An 18,693-nucleotide genomic window follows, 5' to 3' on the forward strand; every position below is an offset into this window, starting at 1 on the left:
TCGATGGCTGAGACTCATGCACCCAAGTTGGGGTTCATCGGCCTAGGGAATTTGGGTGCGCCGATGGCCAGGCGGCTCGTCGAGTGGCCCGGCGGCCTGGTTGTTTTCGACGTAAGAGCCGACGCCACAACGCCGTTCGCCGAAGCCGGTGCCGAGGTGGCCCGGACCACGAGCGACGTGGCGGTCGCCGACATCATCAGTGTCATGGTGCTCAACGACGAGCAAGTCCGCGACGTGGTGGCCGACCTCACCGCTCACGCTCAACCGGATACCGTCATCGCGATACATTCTACGATCAACCACAACACCGCGTCCGAATTGGCAGAAGAACTCCAAGTCAAGGGCATTCAGCTCATCGACGCACCGGTCAGCGGTGGTGTGGAGGCCGTCAAGACGGGTGAACTCGCTGTCATGGTGGGCGCAGACCGGGAGACCTACGAGCGCGTCAAGCCGGCGTTCAAACAGTGGGCGTCGATGGTCGTCCATGCCGGCGAGCCGGGCGCCGGCACGCGAATGAAACTGGCGCGCAACATGCTGACCTTCACTTCCTTCGCGGCCGCTTGCGAGGCGATGCAACTGGCCGAACGTGCAGGCCTCGATGTTCAAGCGTTGGGCCGAATTGTGCGTCATACAGACACACATAGCGGTGGCGCCGGCGCCATGATGTTTCGCGACGACATGAGCCGCCCACTCGACCCGGATCATTTCCTCTACCAACCGTTCACCCACACCTGCGCGCTGGGCGAGAAGGATCTCAGTCTGGCGCTGCGGCTTGGCAGGGAACTGGACGTCGATCTACCCCTGGCCGAAATCGCCTTACAGAATTTGGCGGAAGGACTCGGAGTTCCACACTCGACTGTCGCGGATTCTCCCTGAACCGGTGACGCGCTCAATACGTTTGTCGCAGATGAGAATAACGAGTGGTGGCGCCTGGACTTCACTCGTCGCGAAGCAACACCGTCGCCGGGGAGAGCGGGCCGGCGCGGGATTGACCTAGCCTGCATGTCTGTCCCGTTCGGAGTCACTTTCAGGTGATCGGGTCAGCGCGTCGAGAGGCCATTCATCAATGCGTCTATTAGCCCGTCATAACGTCTGATCGCCTCGCCTGCGGTCGATGTGACGCTGAGCATGCGATATAGCGTGGCTCCAATCAATGCGTCAGCGGCAGCCTCGATGTCGGCGTCGACGCGAATTTGACCCAACGAGATGCCGGTGTGCAACCGCTGCATCACCGCGGCGTGGAAGCGGCTAGTGAGTTGTTGGTACAAGGTGTCGCGGTCTCGAAGGTTCTCAGCGGCGGCAGCGGCCAGAGCGCGGACGAGTGCGATGTTCTCAGGGGCGGCACTGAGCGCGGCGGATTCGTGCATCCAGGTCCTCAGATCTTCGACCGTGTCTCCCGTATCTGGAAGTGTGAAGTCGGCTTGCGCATAGGCCTGCATTACCGCTTCGGCCACCAAAGGAGCTTTCGACGGCCACCGTCTATAAACCGTTTGCGTTCCCACTCCGGCATTGGCAGCGACCTTGTCCATAGACACTCCGCTGTACCCGACTTCGACCAGAAGGGTGCGCGTGGCGTCGAGGATGGCCTCATGCACGGCCGCGCTACGCGGTCGCCCTCGGCGGGGTTGGCTCACGTGACGACCCTAAAACAAATCTTGGGCGTCCTGACTCTTCTACGTCTGGGCGAGGCGGCCATGTACATCGGCAGCACAATGTGTCACTATTTACGAGAAAAAACATCTCGTAAATAATGGGGGGCCCGGCCAGCCAGGCGTTAGACCGTGACCGAGCGGGGATGGGTTCGCCTCGAAGTGGGACTTCCCGCCGAGCGGAAAGGTCGCGAATGCGCGAACTGTGCGTAATCACCGGAGGCGCGGGTGGCATCGGCCTCGCCGCGGCGAAGATCGTTGGACGCGACCACTCGGTCGTCATCTGCGATGTCAGTCCAACCCGCCTCGACGTGGCCACAACGGAGCTGCGGGACCTCGGCGTCGAGTGCAAGCCCGTCGTGGCTGACCTCACCAACCGTGACTCAGTCGCCGAGTTAGTCTGCGAATCAAAAGCATTCGGTACCGTTGGCTCGGTCATCCACACCGCTGGGGTGAGTCCCAGCATGGCTTCGGCCGAGCAAATCATCCGGATCAATGCGCTGGGCACGGTCAACGTGAACGAAGCCTTCTACCGACTCGTGGAGGAAGGCTTTGCGATCGTCAACGTTGCGTCGATGGCGGCGCACACCTTTCCGCGAGTCTTAATACCCAAAAGGCGTTTCAAGCACGCGCTGCGTGACCAGGACGTCTTCGTGAAGAAGATGACATCGGCGTGCAACGTCGTGCCCACCAAGATGCGGCCAGGGTTCGCGTATTCGATCAGCAAGAACTTCGTAACGTGGTACTGCTCCTCACAGGCAGCCAGGTTCGGCCAGCGCGGCGGAAGAATCATCTCGGTATCTCCTGGCGCCATCGACACGCCCATGGGCAGGTTGGAGGAACGAGCCGGCTCGGGGGCGATGTTGAACTACGCCGCGTTGAAGCGGTTCGGCAGACCCGAGGAAGTCGCAGAACTATTGGCATTCTGCGCGGACACCAAGGCCAGCTATATGACTGGCGTCGATATCGCCTGCGACGGCGGCGTTCTCGCAGCGTTCACGATGAGAGACATGATCGCCGTCGCTCGGAACACCCCGCAACTTCAATGACCGACACAACTACTCGTCGTTCGGGAAGAGGCCGCGAACACCGCGTCGCGGTCATCGTCACCGTTGTCGGTGTCGCGCACTTTCTCGTTCCACGGTTCTTCGACCCCATCAACCGCGTCGGCTTTGGCGAACACGCGCGCATGTTCACCTACATCAACGGTGCCATCGAAACGACGATCGGGGTCATGATGGCGAATCCTCGAATGAGTCGGCAGTTGACCATCGTATCTGCTTGTTACGTCATTCATTTGACGAACAACATCGTCCACAACCAAGTTCGAATTCGGCACGGATGCAGTCAGGGGAGCCGGGGGCTCGGGTAAGGGGAACGAAATGTCGATCGGTCAGACCGCCCAAGGGGTTGCCGAAGCCATTTGGCCTTTCAGTAATGCCGTCCGGATGAACCTGGCTGCCGCGATACGCACCCGCCGGCGCGGCTACGACGCTTGGACCGGCGCGGTGAACACGGACTTTGACCCACAGAATCCGATCACCGCTGCCCAACCATTCGACGCCTACCGCGCCCTACACAGAAGTGGCCGGCTGCACTACAACCCCAGGCGAGCCACCTGGATCGTCAGCCGACTCGACGACGTGCGAGCTGCACTGCGCGACACCGATCAGGTCACCAGTACTCAAGGGGTCACCCGATTGAGAATGTCGGCACCGCTCGCGGTTCTGACCGACGGCGAAGAACACGCCCGACTCCGTAAGCAGATCCAGCCGGGATTCAGCAAGGGAGCCATGAGCGCTTGGCAGGGAATCGTCGAGAAGCTAGCCGCGGAACTGGTCTCCGACGTGTTGAACAACCCCGGCTGCGATGTCGTGCAGCACCTGGCGATACCGATGCCAATCCGCCTGATCGCTCAGATCCTCGGGGTACCCGAAGACGACGTCAATGACTTCCGTCGGTGGTCAGAAAACGCCGTGAAAGTCATGGAATTGACCCCAACACGCGCAGGTCTCACAGAGGCAACCAGATCAATATCCGCAATGGTGGCGTTGCAGCGCTACTTCGTGAAGCAATTCGCACAGGGCGCACTCAAAGGATCGGGCACTGTGCTGGGGCGGCTCCTCGAACACAACACCGATGGCAACCTCACCGATCGTCAGCTTTGGATCATCGCAATCCACCTGTTGATCGCCGGGAACGAAACAACCACGAACCTTCTCGGTGGAATGTTCGACACTCTCGCCCATCACCCCGATCAGTACGACTTGATACGCGCCAACCCCGACCTCATCCCGATCGCCGTCGAGGAGCAACTCCGCATCACGACGCCAATACAGAACCTCTACCGTTACACCCGCGCGGACTATCAAATCGGGGGCATCACCATTCCCGCCGGGTCACGCGTGCTGCTCTCCTTCGGAGCTGCGAATCGCGACCCCGCAGTGTTCGACGAACCCGACGAGTACCGTGCTGACCGCAACCCGCGAACCCACGTCGCCTTCGGCTACGGCCCACACATGTGCATCGGCGCACCGCTTGCTCGAATGGAAGCCCAAGCCGTGCTTCGACAACTCGTCACTCACGTCAGTCGCCTAAGCCCCAACGGCTCGACCACCTGGTCGACCCACAGTTCACTACGCGGCCCGACCCACCTACCGATCCACCTGACGCCAGCCTGACCAACCCTTTCGGGCGCGAGCACAGACCTGCGCCGCCCGCCTCTAAAGTTACTGATCCGATGGGCACGCCGATCTGCGCGGCGGACCTGAGAGGCCGCACGGTCCGGCCTGTCGTTGATGCCATCAACGCCTTTCGCGTATCCGCAGGTCATTTCGCGTCATTTGGCGTCGCTTCGCGTAAAGATTCCGACATTCCCACAGGTCAGTGTGCGATTTCTTTGGCGATTTCGATTCCCGGCAGCTCCACTGAGTATTAGTTGGTCAACACCCTAAATGGGCGCGTGGTGACCCACGATCGACTCGCCGAGGCACGCGTCGCTGTCACAGTTCAACGACCTCTGGCGAGCCGGAATCGCTGCATCATGAAGTCCAGGATCTCCGTTGTGAGCATCCCTCCCGCGTATTCCACCCAGCACCAGCTGCGGGCCGGCTTCTTACCCGTCGAGCTATCGGTGAGCCGTCCGAAGTAATGGATGTAGCTCCCGGCGGTGTCGAATTCGAATGTGTAGGAGTCGAGTCCGATCGTGGTGTCCAGCCTCACCAGTTTTCCGTCATCGTTGAATGTCGGGGTGGCGGCGATGTCGTCGTGGGCCGTGGTCACTCCACCCTTGACCTGGTAACCCGGGCCGAATGCCAGCCCGTCACGCCCCTGCCAGAAGCAACCCCCGCCGCATTCGCCGTCGTCGTAGGTGTGCAGCCACGACACCCACATGCCTTGTAGCCGACGCACGATCGGCAACTCCGGATAGACCTTTCCGGCTGGCCCATAGGCGTAATCCTGGTGCAGATAGCCCGAAACCTCGACGCCCTCGATCGTTCCGTGCGCCGCCAAAAGCTCGTGGCGGTAGTAGACCTCGTCCGCGACTCCGTCCTGTGTGGGTACATGGACGCTAAAGACGTCGGTGACATTGCGGCCGTGCATCTCCCAGCGACCGCTGGCGTCGTACCAGTGGAAGCCAGCTGTGTCTCGCTCGATGCGACCGCTGTAGTAGCTCAGTTGAACCTTGTCCGGCCCGTCGACATATTCCATCGGTTCGAACCAGTCGATCGAGGAGTATTCGTCGAAGAGGTGCGGCGGATCGGGGTCGAACGTCGGCGGCAGTTTCTTGAACCCGGTGATCGGCGAAACGACGTGGGTCATGCCGATGAGGAAGTCATCGGCCCCGCGTAACCCCCAGTAAGTCTGGCCGGACGCGTCAGTCACCACCGCGCCTATCCACATCCCCGCCAAACTGGCGCCGAGCCCCGGCGCCCACGCTCGCCGGTAGAAGTCAAGCGTCGGCGCCTGCACTCGAACGTCGAAGTCGATGTGGTCCATCATCATTACCCTTGTGGCCGGTCAGCCGAAGTCGGTCACTTTTGGGGATTCAGATCAAAGTCGATGACGCCGCGGATATTCCGTCCGGCGCGAAGGTCTTTCATCGCTTCGTTGATGTCGTCGAGCTTGTATCTCTGCGTGATCAGTTCGTCGAGCTTGATCAGGCCCGCCTCGTACATCGACAGTAGTTTCGGCATGGCTTCCCGCGGGTTCATCTCGCCGTAAAGCACACCCTTGAACGTCTTACATGAGCTGATCATGTCAGTAAGGACCATCGGCACCATCAGGTCGGTGATCTTGGGCATTGCGGTCAGCACGCACGTTCCGCCCTTGCGTAGCAACATCATTCCCATCATCACCATGTCCACGGGCACCACCCCGGGCGTGAGAATGACCCGGTCGGCCATTACCCCCCAGGTGATTTCTTTGACCAACTCCAGTGCGGCGCCGGTGTCGATGGCGGTGTGGGTGGCGCCGAACGTCGGTGCGATTCCGCGTTTGAACTCGTTCGGGTCGACGGCGATGATGTGCTTGGCGCCCGCCACTTTCGCGCCTTGCACGGCGTTCATGCCGATACCGCCAACACCGACGACGACGACCGTGTCGCCCGGTTGGGTGCCGGCCGCGACCGAACCGGACCCGAATCCCGTTGTCACACCGCAGGACACCAGGGAGGCGGCCTCCAGGGGTATCCAGTCATGGACTTTGACCAGTGAGCGCTCGGATGCCACTACGTACTCCGAGAAGGTGCCGACCTGCATCATCGCCATGAGGTCCGCGCCCCCCAGATGGCGACGTCGGGTGCCATCGGTGGTCATCGCCTTGTCGTAGATGTCGGCGCCCACGTCACACAGGTACGTGTATCCGGTCGCGCACCATCGGCAGCTGCCGCAGGCGGGGAGGAACGAAATGGCCACGTGGTCACCGGGTTGCAACGTCTTCACCCCGGGGCCGACCGCTTCCACGACACCGGAGCCCTCGTGTCCGCCGAGCATGGGAAACCACTCGGGCACGCGGAGCCCCGACGCCCGCATCATCTCTTCCATTTCCTGACTGGGCACGCTGTCGCCGGTGTAGAAGTGCTCGTCGGAATGACAGATGCCGGCATACGCCATCTTGACCAGGACCTCGCCCGCATGTGGCGGATCGAGATCGACCTCGGTGACTTCCCAGTCCACACCTACACCGTGCAACACGGCCGCTTTTGATTTCATCGCGGTTTCCTTCAGATGTCCTTCACCATTGTCGAAGTTCCTTGACCGCATCGGCCGGTCGGGGAGCGAGGGTCAAATAAGGGATGAAACTGCTACTGCCGCACTGGAGTACGGAATGCACGACACCGACGAGGTGGTCGGCGTCCACCAGACCGCCCTGCATATAGCCGTGCTCCATCCAGTATCTGATGGCGGTGTCCAGAGCCTGTGGATCCCAATTCTTGTTGAACTCGGTCTGTGAGTCACCGGAACCACCGAAACTGTCGCCCACCGCCAGTCGGGTGAAACCGATGTTCGGGTGTTCAATGCGCCAGGCCTCGATGAGCTTGTCCAACGCGGCCTTTGTGACGGCGTAGGCGCCCAGCATCGGCCAGGGTGTCGAATACGACGCGCTCAACGACGACAGGTACACCGCGGATCCCCCCGACGCGGCCAGGTGCGGCGCGGCGGCGGCGGTGACGAGCGAGGCGCCGGTCACGTTGGTGGCGAACAGTTTCGCCCATTGCTCGCCGCTGACGTCAGCCAGCGGTGCGAGGATACCCATACCGGTGGTGTAGACGAGCGCGTCCAAACCGCCGAAGTTGTCGACGACTTCCGCGACGGCCCGTTGACAGCTGGCCGCGACCGTGACGTCGCAGGCTACGGCCGCGGCGCCGTTCTGCGCTTCTTTGGCCGCGTTGACCAAACGGTCGCGGCGTCGCGCGAGGAAGGCCACCCTGGCACCGCGCTGGGCCAGGCCGATGCCGATGCAACGGCCCAAGCCCGCTGAGGCTCCGACGACGGCGACTCGCACTGCGGGCTCGTCAGACATGGTCTCCCTTACGCAAGGTCGAGAGCGAGGCTATCAGACTTTAAGAGTGATGATATGCAGTAAACGGTAACGATCATTTCCGCAGTACCTTTCGCGGCTCTACCGCGAAGCTCAGCAGGAGACGGTCAAGCACCTTGGCTGCTCGCTGGCGGGCCCGGGAAGGTTGCCGGGCGTGCGCGACGAGGAGCGCGCCCTCCTCGAGCGCGGCGACCACCATGTGCGTCAACTCGCCGACCGGCTGCTCGTCGATGACGCCCTCGGAAATCGCTTCCCGGACCATTTCATTGATGAGCGCGATGCTGTTGTCCTCCTGGATGGCCCGCAAGGTCTGCCAGCCCAGCACCACGGGGCCGTCGAGCAGCATCACGCGCTGCACCTCGGGTTCGAGCGCCGACTCGAGAAAGCCATGAAGACCGGCCGAAAGCCGCGCCCACGGATCGTCACCACGCGGTGGCGAGGCCAGCGATCGCAGTGTCAGGTCGCGTTCGACTTCTTCGAAAACCGCGCGAAAAAGTTCGGCCTTGTCCTTGAAATGGTGGTAGAAGGCGCCGCGGGTGCCCACGCCGGAAGTGGCGACAAGTTCGCCGATGCTGGTGTTGAAGTATCCCTTGTCCACGAACAGGATCCGGCCGGCGTCGATGAGATCTCGTCGGGTCTGATCGCCTCGTGCCCGGCGCTCAGTGTCGGTGCCACCGCGTTTGGCCATGTTCGCATCGTAGCAACATGCATCATGTATGTTGCCGGTATGGCCGACGAGAAGGTTCGCGCGTACGGTTCGGTGGTCCCGATGAAAGTCGGTTTGCTCAACGACTATCCGACGAAGACTGGGACCGAGAACGACACTCTCGACACACTGCGGTTGGTGTTCGACGAGGCGGTCGCCTCCGGTCTGGTCGACCGGCCGATAGAACTGGTGGAACGCCACGTGATCGGCCTGCCCAACGGCACATATCACGCCGTGGAGACCGCCTACGACGAGCTGGTGGCCGAGGGGTGCCTCGCGATCTACGGTCCGTATGTCTCCGACAACGCGGTGCCATTGGCCGCGCACGCCGATCGAGTGGCCAAGGTTCCCAATATCATCCTGTCGGGCTCCGAGGGGGCGCTCGGCGAGTGGACATTTGCGCTCAACAACGGATCGATGCCCGAAGAGCCGGTGATGCTGGCCGCCGTGATGCTCGGGGACGGCCGGTCGCGGATAGCCATCGCCTACGAAGCATCTCTGATCGGTAAGGAGTACCTCGCGTTCGCCGAAAAGGCTTATTCCGCCGCCGGATTGAAGGTCGTGAGCACGGTCGCGATACCTCAGGTGGAAGCCGACAAAACTAGGGTGGTCGAGGAGCTGCGGAATGCCGAGCCAGACGCCCTGGTGCATGTCGGGTTCGGCCACGGGCTGTGGGGCTTCACCGACGCGCTGCTGGCGGCAGGATGGGACCCGCCGCGGTACACCACCACGGCATTCGAGATGGCGCACATCAACGCCGAGTGGATGCGACAGCTGTCGGGCTGGGTCGGGCTGGACAGCTACGACGAACGCAACCTCGTGGGGCAGGCGTTCCTGGATCGTTTCGAGGCCCGGTTCGGCCGACGGCCGGCACATTCGATGCCCGGCCTGACGCACGACGTGGCAACCGTGATAGCGCGCGGCCTCGCGGCGGCCCGGCCGTTGACCGGGGATGGCGTTAAGGACGGCATCGAGCAGGTCAAACTCGTCCCGTCGGCCAGTGGGGCGCCGGGGACGTTTTTGCGATTCGGCCGCTACATCCGGCAGGGCTGGATGGGCACGGATTATTTGATCGCCCGCCGGGTGCTGCCGGACGGTTCGGCGCACGTGTTTCACGCTGCGCCCAGCGACCACATCTCACGCGCGGTTGGTGTCGGCACCCGCTAGTTGAATCGCACCGAACACCGGGGCGGTGACGACGCCCGGTGCCGCACCCAGCACGTCGGGAATCGCGCGGACCGCCCCCATCGCGATCATGAGATGCCCCGGCTCGGCGTGCGTTCCGGTGGGCGGCTCGTCGTCCCATCCGACATCCAGCTGCAACTCAAAACTGGGCTTTCCCTTGATGACGGCCCGGATCAGCGGCGCCTTTTCGCCCGGAGCGAGGGGCTGTAGGCCCCACTGCGGGAGGTCGCGGGTAAGGACCCACTCCTCGTGGATGGCGAGCAGTGGTCGGCCAGACCAATGTCCAACCCACGAGAACCGTTGTCCCACGACAGTTCCCGCTTCGATGGTGCCGGCGCGGACGTCGAGGTCGTGGGGAAGTGTCGTGGCGTCGACCGAGACGTCGACATGTGACAGCGTGATCCCAAGGACGTCGGCGGTGGCGTTGAGCGCCTGGCGATAGGCCAGGTCGAGTTTTTTGATGATCGGGGAATCAACGCTGACATCTTCGGGCGGTCTGCCCATGCCCATCAGGTCGACGAGCATCGATTTGCTGTCGACCGCAGACACGTCGGTGGCCTCGTAGAGATCGATCCGGTCGATGGTCTTGGACAGCGCCGTCACGGTGGCGATCAGGCGTTCGAACATGAAGCCCGGATTTTCACCCGCCGCATGGAAGCGGGATCCGCCTGCGCGACAGGCTGCGACAAAGGCGCGCTCGGTGTCCGCCCCGTAGGTGGCCAGATGGTTGTATGAGGTGGTTGTGATGACACTGGTTCCCGACGCGAGCAGTCGGCAGATATCTTCGGCGTTGGTTTCGACGGCATGTGCCTTACTTGCCGTGTGGATGACGACGTCGGCGCCCAGCGCGAAGATCTCCTCCTTGTCCGATGTGGCGAGCACTCCGGTGGTGGGTGGCAGCCCGCACAAGGTTCCGGCGTCCTGCCCGGCCTTGGCGGGGTCGTACACCAGCACACCGACCAACTGGTAATCGGGATTCTCAATCAGTTCCTGCAGCGCGGCACGGCCCACCGCGCCCGTAGCCCATTGCACGACTCGAGTTGCCAATCGAACGCTCCTGATTGCTCTTTCGGCGATCCACAGTTGTTGGTGCCCTCAACCTACATCATGTAGGTTTTCAACCAGCAAGGTGTATGTTGCGCGAGCCTAAGCACCAGTGAGGAGTCGTCACATGGCCGAGCCGGCGACTGTCGAGGAGCTCGAACAGAGCATTCGAGACGCACAGGACAGATTCAACCAAGGCATGGGTGCCGACGGCGACGCATCGCCATATCCGATGCTCAAAAAGCTTCGCGCACAGAATCCGGTGCACGCCGGCTGGCCGGAGATGGGGATGGTCGGCAATTCGGGTGACGGGCCACCAACCTTCACCGCCTACACGTTCGACACCGTCAAGGCAATCTTCACCGACAACATCACCTTCAGCACGCGCTGCTATGAAGATGTCGTCCGGCCACTCCAGGGTCCGACGATCCTGGAGATGCAGGAACCCGAACACGCGGTCTACCGCAAACTGCATGAGTTCGCCTTCGCGCGCTCTTCGATGAAGCGCTGGGACGCCGAACTCGTCGGCCCCTTAGTGGACAAAACCATCGCGAAATTCAAGGACGCCAAGCGCGCCGACCTCGTCGACGCGGTTTTCATGCCGATCCCGGTGCGGGTGATCGCGGCACTGCTGGGCCTTCCGGATGCCGATGTGCTGCAGTTTCACCGACTCGCCATCGACCTGCTTGGCTTCCGCGGGAACATGGAATGCGCGTTGCGCGCATCGGCCGAGATGAAGGAGTACTTCGTCGGGATACTTGCCGACCGACGCAAAGCCCCGAAGGACGACATGGTTTCGATCCTGGCGGGTGCCGAAGTCAACGGCGTAAAGATGTCCGACGAACAGATCTACGGTTTCATGCGCAACCTGCTGCCGGCCGGCGCGGAGACGACCTCGCGGTCGACGGCCAGTCTTGCCCTGGCGCTCTTGACGCATCCCGACCAACTCGACGCCGTCCGTGACGATCGCACCTTGCTACCTCAGGCCATCGAGGAAGGAATCCGCTGGGAAACCCCGCTGCTCAACTTCATGCGCGAGGTCACCTCCGATACCGAGATGGGTGGCATACACATTCCCAAGGGCGCGACCATGATGCTCAGCCTGGGCAGCGCGAATCACGACGAAACGCGATGGGACGAACCCGAGAGGTTCGACATCTTCCGGGAACGCAAGCCGCACATCGGCTTCGCTCACGGAGCGCATGTGTGCCTCGGTATGCACCTGGCCAGGCTCGAGACGACCAAGATCTTCAATGCGATATTCGATGAACTCGCCAATCTGCGGCTCGACCCGGACGCGGCGCCGCCGTACATCACCGGCACGATGTTCCGTTCCCCGCCCCGCCTTGACGTCGTGTGGGACTGAAAGCGATATGCCATGACACGGGTGATCCAGTGGGCGACCGGCGTTACCGGGATGATGTCGCTTCGTCACGTCATCGAACGGGCGGATCTGGAACTGGTCGGGGTGCGCGTGTACGACCCCGCGAAGGCGGGTGTGGACGCCGGCACGCTGTGCGGTGCGGGCGAAGTCGGACTTCGCACCACCGCCGATCGCGACGAGATCATCAGCACTGACGCGGACGTGGTGCTCTACATGGGCAAGGTCGAGATCGATACGCCCGGCTGTTTTGCCGACGTGTGCGAGCTCCTCGCGTCGGGCAAGAACGTCGTGGCCACCGGGAGCCGGTTCATCCATCCCCGGTCGCTGCATGCATCGCTGGCAGACGCCATCGAGAACGCCTGTTGCACAGGACAATCCTCGTTCCTCGGAGTGGGCTTATATCCCGGATTCTTCGGCGAATCACTCACGCCCATCCTGTCGCGACTCACCGCGCGCGTCGGGCGGATCAGCGTCCGTGAGGTGCTCGACTACTCGACCTACGCCAGCCACGATCTGATCTTCAATGCCATGGGTTTCGGACACACGCCCGACGACACGACGCCGCTGCTGACCAACACCGAGTACGCGGCGAGCGCCTGGATCGGCAGTGCCAGTGTGCTCGCGCAGTCGTTGGGGCTGCAGATCAGGTCCGTTCGGGGTTTCCGCGACGTCCGGACCACCCCGCGGGCGTTGACGGTGGCCGCCGGCGAGATCCCCGCGGGCACCGTGGCCGCCATGCGATTCGGTGTCGAGGTCGACTGCGGCGCAACCACATTGGCGGTCGAGCACCTCACCCGCATGGCAGATGACCTCGCGCCGGAGTGGCCGACCGATATCGGCTACGACGTGAGTTTCGACGGCGAGCCGAACCTGAGGTGCCACCTCGTGATCGGCTCGCACGACGAAGACCACTCCAAACAAGGGTGCTTGGCCACCGCGATGCATGCGATCAACGCGATACCGATGGTCGTGGCGGCCGATCCGGGCCTCTACGACATTTCCACGATCGCCCCGTTTGTCGCGCACTGGACAAACGGCTAGAGCGCACCCAGACTTCGATTGCCGAAACCGGTGTAGCTGCGGATCAGCGGAAGATCGGCCATGGTCGCGAACCCTGCCGGCGCGGCGCACACGGCTGGGATGGCGTTGACGACCTGCATGGCGACGGTGATCAGTCCAGCTCTGACGTGCTCCTCGATCGAGGCCTCGCGCGAAAAGCTGGCCAGGGGAAAGAAGTGCGTACGCATGGATGGATCGCCCTCGATGGTCAGCGTCCAGCCGTCAAGAGGTTTGGGCCAGTGCTCCGGGTATTCACCGCCGAGCGTCCATAGCGTCTCGAACTCGACTAGCGTCTCGCCGTTGCGATGGCCGACGAAATTCCATCGCTGCCCGGCGGTGGTGCCGGCCGCGACAACGTAGTCGAAGATCTGCAAGTCCTTTGTCGCGGGGACGGTCTCGAGCGTGACTGAGACATCGTCGATGTCTGCGTTCAGGGTGTCGGAGATGAACCAGGTCTGCTCGACGAACAGTCTCGTCAAGAACCTGAGGTACTCGTTGGCTGTCGGCGTGACCTCCTCGATTGGCCGACCGAACCACATCCCGTCGAAGGTGATCTCGGTGCTATCCCACAGCGTCCAGTCGGCGCGCTCCTGCAGCGTGATCCGATCGATCGTGCGGCTCATCCCGGACAGCGCCAGGGGCAGCACGCCGGACAGGTTGCCTGGATTCAGGCCGCTGCCGTGGATGGTGCTATTGCCTTTGTCGCATGCGGCCTGCAGGCGCACGCGGTCGGCTTCGGGGATGCGTCGCGGGTGGAACAGGAAAGCTGGCGTTGCCACGTTCTTGCCGCTCTCCAACAATGCACAGACATCGTCGATACTGGTGAAGGACGGTGCGTACAACACCAGGTCGGCGTCGAGCGCGAGGATCTGAGCGACATCGGTGGTTGCGGTGACGCCGATCGGCTCTCTGCCGACCAGGGTTCCGATGTCTACGCCGTTCTTCGCATCGGCATAGACCCGCGCGCCCACCAACTGGATGTCTGGCCGGTGATCGAGGATGGTCGTGACCATCTCGGTGCCCACGGCGCCGGTGGCCCATTGGATGACTCGTAGCGGACGGGTGCTGGCGGTCAAGCATCGCTCCCTTCACGTCCCCATCGCGGACCCTCAATGTATCGGTCGCATCGATGTTCGTAAGGCAAAAAGTCGTTACGGCAGCCGATAACGCCTATTCTCGTCCTGTGACATACAGGGTGAAGGTTGATCCGTACTACGACCCTTTCGACTTCGAGATCGACGACGACCCGTATCCCGTGTGGAAACAGCTGCGTGATGCCGCGCCGCTCTACTACAACGACAAGTACGGCTTTTACGCGTTGAGCAGGCACGCAGATGTCGCGCGCGAGTTGGTGAATTGGAATGACTACCGGTCCGGTAAAGGCACCACCATCGACATCATCCTCAACGGGGTCGAGGTGCCGCCCGGGATCATCCTGTTCGAGGACCCGCCGATTCACGATGCGCACCGGCGATTGCTGGCAGGGGTGTTCACGCCGCGTCGGATGGCGGCCATGGAATCGCTGGCCAGGGAGTTCTGCCGGCGCGCGCTGGAGCCCCTTGCGGACGCCGACACATTCGACTTCATCGCCGACCTCGGCGCGTGGATGCCGATGCGCACGATCGGGTACCTGCTGGGCATACCTGAGGACAGGCAGATCGCGATCCGGCGGAACACCGACCGGCTCCTCGAATTGAAAGACGGCGGGCTCGTCCAGGTGGCCGATGACATGCTGACGCGTCAGGGATCGATGCTGGAGGAGTTCATCGACTGGCGCTACGACCACCCCTCCGATGATCTGATGACCGAACTGGTCAACGCCGAGGTCGAGGAACCGGACGGTAGCCGCAGGCGGTTGACTCGTGCAGAGGTGCTGACCTACACGGGCACTGTCGTGGGCGCCGGCAACGAGACCACGACGCGGTTGATCGGCTTCGCCGGGCAGCTGTTGTCCGATCACCCCGACCAGCGCCGAGAGCTCGCAGCGGATTTCAGCCTGATTCCCGGGGCGGTCGAGGAAGTGCTGCGTTACGAGGCCCCGTCACCCGTGCAGGCACGCCATGTGGCCCGTGACGTCGAACATTATGGGCAGACGGTACCCGAAGGGTCGGTGATGTTGCTGCTCAACGGATCCGCGAACCGCGATGAACGCCAATTCGTCGACGCCGACCGATTCGACATCCACCGGCGGGTGGCACATCTGTCCTTCGGGCACGGCATCCACTTCTGCCTGGGCGCTGCGCTGGCGCGGGTGCAGGCACGCATCGCGCTTGAGGAAGTGCTCACCAGATGGCCCGACTGGGAAGTCGACTACCACAACGCCAAGCGCGCTCACACCACCAGCGTCCGCGGCTGGGCGAGCCTGCCAGTGCATGTCTGACATGACGAATACCGTTGACAGCAACCCAGATTCTCGCGCCACCGATGTGACCAGGCCCCGGTTGCCGCGGTGGCCGGCACGGGCGGGCTGGGGGCCGTTCATCGTCGCCTACCTCGTCTTCGCAATCGTCACCATCGCGACGATGCAATCCGGTCTGCACGGGGACCCGACGAGGACCAATGCGAACCCGAATCCTGCGCCCTATCCACCGTTTCTCGGCTTCGACAACTGGCCGCTCGCCGTGTCTATCAGCTCGATTCCGATGGCGATCGGCCTGGTCGCCACGCTGGTATGGCTGTCCTATACACAACGCAAGGTGCACTGGGCGGTGGTGATCGCCTTCGCCGGGTTGATCACCGGCGCGCTCGATCCTCTGGCCAACTGGGCAACATTCGCGATCTTCGATCCGCGCATGCTGCACTTCCCGCTGACCTGGCCGTACGTCAACATATCGCCGAATCTCGAACCGGCGCTGGCATTCCTGGGCGGCTATGCCGCCTACTATTTGCTCACCGGCCTCGCCATCCTTCAACTGCATGACCGAATCGTCGATCCGCTGATCCCGCGGACGAGTTGGCTTGCGCGCCATCGGCTTCTCTCGGTGTTCCTCGGCGCGGCCGTCATCGCAATTCCCCTCAACGGGCTGGTTCAATTCACCTGGATGAGGTGCGGCATCTTCTTCTACACCGAAGCCGTCGGCCCCGTGCTGCGCGTGGGGCATGTCTATTTCCCGCTGATCATGGCGGTGTACGACTCGTTCATCTTCGCGATGGTCGCGGTGATGTGCGTTCGCGACGACGAAGGTGAACTGTTGCTGATCAGCCGCATCGCGCGGTGGTTGCCTGCGCGGCCGGGGCGCCCGAAGCTGACGTTGAGTCGACAGTTGCTGATCTCGGTGACGGTGGGCCTGGTGTCGTTCGCAATGCCGCTGGCGGTGCTCGCCGGCCTGCGGGCGGCAGGATTGTCCAGGCCCGCCTATGACCAGAACCCCTATCCGAGTGTCAAGGTCTACGACCCCTACGGCCATCTGCAGAACGCGGGCAAGCCCGGGCCGTTCTATCGAAATGCTAAGGAGTAGTGAAACATTGGTGACTGAAGGCAAGGGACGCTACCGCGTCGTCCACGTCGGCACTGGACTGACCGGTCGCGAGGCGTTGCGGGCCATCATCGACGATCCGCTGCTGGAACTCGTGGGCGTCAGGGTGTCGACACCGGAGAAGGTCGGGGTGGATGCGGGTCAACTCTGCGGGACTGCGGATGTCGGTGTAAGCGCAACCGGCGACACATCAGCGGTCTTGGCGCTGGCTCCGGACTGTGTCGCCTACTGCGCGACGGCGGTTCGCCGCGAAGAGGAAGCCATCGCCGACATCGCCGGCTACCTCGAGGCGGGCATCAACGTGGTGACGTTCGCGACGATTCCGTTGGTCTATCCGGCCGCGGCGCCCGCCGCCTGGCGGGGTGCTCTGGAAAGCGCTGCGAATAAGGGGAACTCGACGTTTTATGGCACCGGCAGTGAGCCGGGTTTTATCAGCCTGAACATCCCTACCGCTCTTCTGGCGGGAGCAGGTCGGGTCGACTCGTATCGAATGGACGAATACGCGCTCGATCTGGACAAGGCGTATCCGATCTGGGACGTCCTGCACGAGTCGATGGGCTTCGGGAAGCCCGACGGTCATGTGCCGGTTCGCATCGCCTCGGGAAAGGTGAACAAGGACTGGGACACCGTGGTGCGCTACATCGCGGACATCCTCGGAATCGAGCTCGACGGGATAGAACTGGATTGGGAGACGCTGCTTGCGCCGACGGATCTGAAGACCGCATTGGGAGTCATCTCCGAGGGAACGATCTGTGCCCATCGTTGGCAACTCGCCGGGGTGGTCGGCACGAGACCGGCTGTCGCAGTTCAATACTTCGCGACAGTCAGCAGCACGCCCTGGCCGGACCGCTGGCCGAAGCCGGCCCGTGAGGGCGAAGGCGGCATGGTGTTCCGCATCGAGGGCAGCCCCAGTATGAGCCTGGAGCTGCATCTCGAGCAGTCGGCAACCGATCGGGCGAACCCGGGTGTCGCAGTCACGGCGATGGCCGCGGTCAACGCGATTCCAGCCGTCGTCGAAGCGCCGCCTGGCGTGATTGCCAATCCGCTGTCGGGACCCGCGATCGTAAGCCGGCAATCGCGCGTCTAGGCGACCTCTATTGCGTTGAGCGGTGCGGTGATCGGCAGGTCCAGCGACGTCGCGATCCCCGGTGCAGCGTCGACGACATAGGGGATGGCGTTGACGACGCGCATGGCAGTTGCCTCCATTGCGTTGTCGTTGGCCGACTCTGGAGTGTCCTCGGTGCCGAGCCGTAGGTCGCACTGCATATGGGGCTGGCCCTCGATGATAAGGCGGTAGGTGCCGTTGGGTGCTGTCGCCCACTCCGGGGCCAGGTCGGGCGCCATGCGATTGATGTGTTCGATGGTGATTACCGGCTGACCGTTGACCACGCCGGTGGTTTCGGCGCGGACGGCGCCAACCGTCCCGGCGGGAATGACCCCGCACGCCACATGCAGATCGCGCGGGGCGATTACGCGTTCGTAGGACTCGGTGACCTCGTCGAGCTCAACGCCGAGCGCCTTGGCGACCAAGCCGATGGGCGGCCCCCAGGCGAACTGCTGGGCACCCTCGAGTTCAAGCAGCGGAGTGAAGTCGAGCGGCTTGCCGAATCCCATGGCGCTGACCATCAGGTCCTGATTCGGATAGGCCGAGTAGTCGAAGATCTCCTGCGCGCGAATAGATCGGATCGTGTTCGACAGGGTCGTCAGCAACACCGCGAACTGGTCACCGGCGAAGCCCGGCTCGATACCCGAGGTGTAGATGGTCACCCCGCCCGACAGGGCCGCCTCGCGCACCTGGCCGGCCAGCTCGGGAATCCATCTGTCGGGGAACATCATTCCGGGTGTGTTGGTCGTGACGACGTTGAGCCCGCCGCCGAGCAGACGCACGTAGTCGCGCACCGCGGCGGCATCCATCTCGGCGCTGGCCGCACCGTAGACCACGCAGTGGGGTCTCAACGCGATGATCTCGTCGAGGTCGTTGGTCGTCGTCACTCCGATCGGACCCAGTCCGACGATCTCGCCCGCGTCGCGACCGGTCTTGTCTGCGCTGTGCACCCAGACCCCGACGAGCTCGAGATGCGGACGCCGCACGATCGCCCGTATCGCCAGGCTGCTGATCCATCCGGTGGAGATGACCGCAACGCGTAA

Annotated in this window: 18 protein-coding genes; 9 read left to right on the forward strand and 9 right to left on the reverse strand. The window is 62.9% G+C overall.

Annotation, left to right across the window (positions count from 1 at the left end; all coding sequences use genetic code 11):
* The first annotated feature begins 3 nt into the window (after positions 1–3).
* On the forward strand, positions 4–876 hold the full coding sequence (locus AC5Y30_RS17530) for an NAD(P)-dependent oxidoreductase (RefSeq protein ID WP_499919945.1): 873 nt from the start codon (positions 4–6) through the stop codon (positions 874–876).
* Positions 877–1,040: 164 nt separating this feature from the next.
* Here AC5Y30_RS17530 and AC5Y30_RS17535 read toward each other — a convergent pair whose 3' ends face one another.
* Entirely contained in the window at positions 1,041–1,634 is a 594-nt protein-coding gene (locus AC5Y30_RS17535; protein ID WP_499919946.1) for a TetR/AcrR family transcriptional regulator, read from the reverse strand.
* Between the two features lie 209 nt (positions 1,635–1,843).
* On the opposite strand from AC5Y30_RS17535, the gene AC5Y30_RS17540 reads away from it, so the two are divergent.
* Positions 1,844–2,698, forward strand: coding sequence for an SDR family oxidoreductase (locus AC5Y30_RS17540; protein WP_499919947.1), 855 nt, complete (start codon positions 1,844–1,846; stop codon positions 2,696–2,698).
* Here the strand turns inward: AC5Y30_RS17540 and AC5Y30_RS17545 are convergent.
* Positions 2,692–2,988 carry a hypothetical protein gene (locus AC5Y30_RS17545; RefSeq protein ID WP_499919948.1) on the reverse strand — a complete coding sequence of 99 codons (297 nt, stop codon included), beginning with the start codon at positions 2,986–2,988 and terminating at the stop codon, positions 2,692–2,694. The genes AC5Y30_RS17540 and AC5Y30_RS17545 overlap by 7 nt on opposite strands.
* 43 nt (positions 2,989–3,031) lie before the next feature.
* Here AC5Y30_RS17545 and AC5Y30_RS17550 point away from each other — a divergent pair, with 43 nt between their 5' ends.
* Positions 3,032–4,330 carry a cytochrome P450 gene (locus AC5Y30_RS17550; protein WP_499919949.1) on the forward strand — a complete coding sequence of 433 codons (1,299 nt, stop codon included), beginning with the start codon at positions 3,032–3,034 and terminating at the stop codon, positions 4,328–4,330.
* A gap of 328 nt (positions 4,331–4,658) precedes the next feature.
* Here the strand turns inward: AC5Y30_RS17550 and AC5Y30_RS17555 are convergent, their stop codons facing one another.
* The 4 genes from AC5Y30_RS17555 to AC5Y30_RS17570 form a co-directional block, all read right to left on the reverse strand.
* Positions 4,659–5,651, reverse strand: coding sequence for a hypothetical protein (locus AC5Y30_RS17555; protein WP_499919950.1), 993 nt, complete (start codon positions 5,649–5,651; stop codon positions 4,659–4,661).
* A 32-nt stretch (positions 5,652–5,683) separates the two neighbouring features.
* A complete protein-coding gene (locus tag AC5Y30_RS17560) occupies positions 5,684–6,862 on the reverse strand; it encodes an NDMA-dependent alcohol dehydrogenase (protein ID WP_499919951.1) in 1,179 nt (392 codons plus the stop codon).
* A 22-nt stretch (positions 6,863–6,884) separates the two neighbouring features.
* Entirely contained in the window at positions 6,885–7,673 is a 789-nt protein-coding gene (locus AC5Y30_RS17565) for an SDR family oxidoreductase (protein WP_499919952.1), read from the reverse strand.
* 73 nt (positions 7,674–7,746) lie between these two features.
* Positions 7,747–8,379, reverse strand: coding sequence for a TetR/AcrR family transcriptional regulator (locus AC5Y30_RS17570; RefSeq protein WP_499919953.1), 633 nt, complete (start codon positions 8,377–8,379; stop codon positions 7,747–7,749).
* Between the two features lie 39 nt (positions 8,380–8,418).
* Here AC5Y30_RS17570 and AC5Y30_RS17575 point away from each other — a divergent pair, with 39 nt between their 5' ends.
* Positions 8,419–9,564, forward strand: a complete 1,146-nt coding sequence (locus AC5Y30_RS17575) for an ABC transporter substrate-binding protein (protein WP_499919954.1) — start codon at positions 8,419–8,421, stop codon at positions 9,562–9,564.
* Here the strand turns inward: AC5Y30_RS17575 and AC5Y30_RS17580 are convergent.
* Positions 9,535–10,614: a dihydrodipicolinate synthase gene (locus tag AC5Y30_RS17580; RefSeq protein ID WP_499920207.1), complete on the reverse strand. Its 1,080-nt coding sequence runs from the start codon at positions 10,612–10,614 to the stop codon at positions 9,535–9,537. The two genes, AC5Y30_RS17575 and AC5Y30_RS17580, sit on opposite strands and share 30 nt — an antisense overlap.
* A gap of 139 nt (positions 10,615–10,753) precedes the next feature.
* Between AC5Y30_RS17580 and AC5Y30_RS17585 the strand changes: the two genes are divergently transcribed.
* Positions 10,754–11,992 carry a cytochrome P450 gene (locus AC5Y30_RS17585; protein ID WP_499919955.1) on the forward strand — a complete coding sequence of 413 codons (1,239 nt, stop codon included), beginning with the start codon at positions 10,754–10,756 and terminating at the stop codon, positions 11,990–11,992.
* Between the two features lie 12 nt (positions 11,993–12,004).
* Positions 12,005–13,051, forward strand: coding sequence for an NAD(P)H-dependent amine dehydrogenase family protein (locus AC5Y30_RS17590; protein ID WP_499919956.1), 1,047 nt, complete (start codon positions 12,005–12,007; stop codon positions 13,049–13,051).
* On the opposite strand, the gene AC5Y30_RS17595 is transcribed toward AC5Y30_RS17590, so the two are convergent.
* Positions 13,048–14,082 carry an NAD(P)H-dependent amine dehydrogenase family protein gene (locus tag AC5Y30_RS17595; protein WP_499920208.1) on the reverse strand — a complete coding sequence of 345 codons (1,035 nt, stop codon included), beginning with the start codon at positions 14,080–14,082 and terminating at the stop codon, positions 13,048–13,050. The two genes, AC5Y30_RS17590 and AC5Y30_RS17595, sit on opposite strands and share 4 nt — an antisense overlap.
* Before the next feature lie 170 nt (positions 14,083–14,252).
* On the opposite strand from AC5Y30_RS17595, the gene AC5Y30_RS17600 reads away from it, so the two are divergent.
* From AC5Y30_RS17600 to AC5Y30_RS17610, 3 genes are read left to right on the forward strand one after another with little or no spacing between them, the layout of a single operon-like run.
* Positions 14,253–15,449 (forward strand): cytochrome P450, encoded by a 1,197-nt coding sequence (locus tag AC5Y30_RS17600; protein WP_499919957.1) that lies wholly within the window; start codon positions 14,253–14,255, stop codon positions 15,447–15,449.
* A gap of 1 nt (position 15,450) precedes the next feature.
* Entirely contained in the window at positions 15,451–16,527 is a 1,077-nt protein-coding gene (locus AC5Y30_RS17605) for a hypothetical protein (RefSeq protein ID WP_499919958.1), read from the forward strand.
* Positions 16,528–16,537: 10 nt separating this feature from the next.
* Complete coding sequence (locus AC5Y30_RS17610; protein WP_499919959.1) at positions 16,538–17,632, forward strand: dihydrodipicolinate reductase; 1,095 nt, start codon at positions 16,538–16,540, stop codon at positions 17,630–17,632.
* Here the strand turns inward: AC5Y30_RS17610 and AC5Y30_RS17615 are convergent.
* The gene (locus AC5Y30_RS17615; RefSeq protein ID WP_499920209.1) at positions 17,629–18,663 is read right to left on the reverse strand and encodes an NAD(P)H-dependent amine dehydrogenase family protein; all 1,035 of its coding nucleotides are present in this window, start codon (positions 18,661–18,663) and stop codon (positions 17,629–17,631) included. The two genes, AC5Y30_RS17610 and AC5Y30_RS17615, sit on opposite strands and share 4 nt — an antisense overlap.
* Positions 18,664–18,693: the final 30 nt, after the last annotated feature.

The organism is Mycobacterium sp. NGS27 (genome assembly GCF_059813005.1).

Excerpts from the sequence above, each read along its gene's own strand:
- AC5Y30_RS17530 (WP_499919945.1), top strand. The coding sequence starts at position 4 with ATGGCTGAGACTCATGCACCCAAGTTGGGGTTCATCGGCCTAGGGAAT.
- AC5Y30_RS17540 (WP_499919947.1), top strand. The coding sequence starts at position 1,844 with ATGCGCGAACTGTGCGTAATCACCGGAGGCGCGGGTGGCATCGGCCTC.
- AC5Y30_RS17550 (WP_499919949.1), top strand. The coding sequence starts at position 3,032 with ATGTCGATCGGTCAGACCGCCCAAGGGGTTGCCGAAGCCATTTGGCCT.
- AC5Y30_RS17555 (WP_499919950.1), bottom strand. The coding sequence starts at position 5,651 with ATGATGGACCACATCGACTTCGACGTTCGAGTGCAGGCGCCGACGCTT.
- AC5Y30_RS17560 (WP_499919951.1), bottom strand. The coding sequence starts at position 6,862 with ATGAAATCAAAAGCGGCCGTGTTGCACGGTGTAGGTGTGGACTGGGAA.
- AC5Y30_RS17565 (WP_499919952.1), bottom strand. The coding sequence starts at position 7,673 with ATGTCTGACGAGCCCGCAGTGCGAGTCGCCGTCGTCGGAGCCTCAGCG.
- AC5Y30_RS17570 (WP_499919953.1), bottom strand. The coding sequence starts at position 8,379 with ATGGCCAAACGCGGTGGCACCGACACTGAGCGCCGGGCACGAGGCGAT.
- AC5Y30_RS17575 (WP_499919954.1), top strand. The coding sequence starts at position 8,419 with ATGGCCGACGAGAAGGTTCGCGCGTACGGTTCGGTGGTCCCGATGAAA.
- AC5Y30_RS17585 (WP_499919955.1), top strand. The coding sequence starts at position 10,754 with ATGGCCGAGCCGGCGACTGTCGAGGAGCTCGAACAGAGCATTCGAGAC.
- AC5Y30_RS17590 (WP_499919956.1), top strand. The coding sequence starts at position 12,005 with ATGACACGGGTGATCCAGTGGGCGACCGGCGTTACCGGGATGATGTCG.
- AC5Y30_RS17595 (WP_499920208.1), bottom strand. The coding sequence starts at position 14,082 with ATGGTCACGACCATCCTCGATCACCGGCCAGACATCCAGTTGGTGGGC.
- AC5Y30_RS17605 (WP_499919958.1), top strand. The coding sequence starts at position 15,451 with ATGACGAATACCGTTGACAGCAACCCAGATTCTCGCGCCACCGATGTG.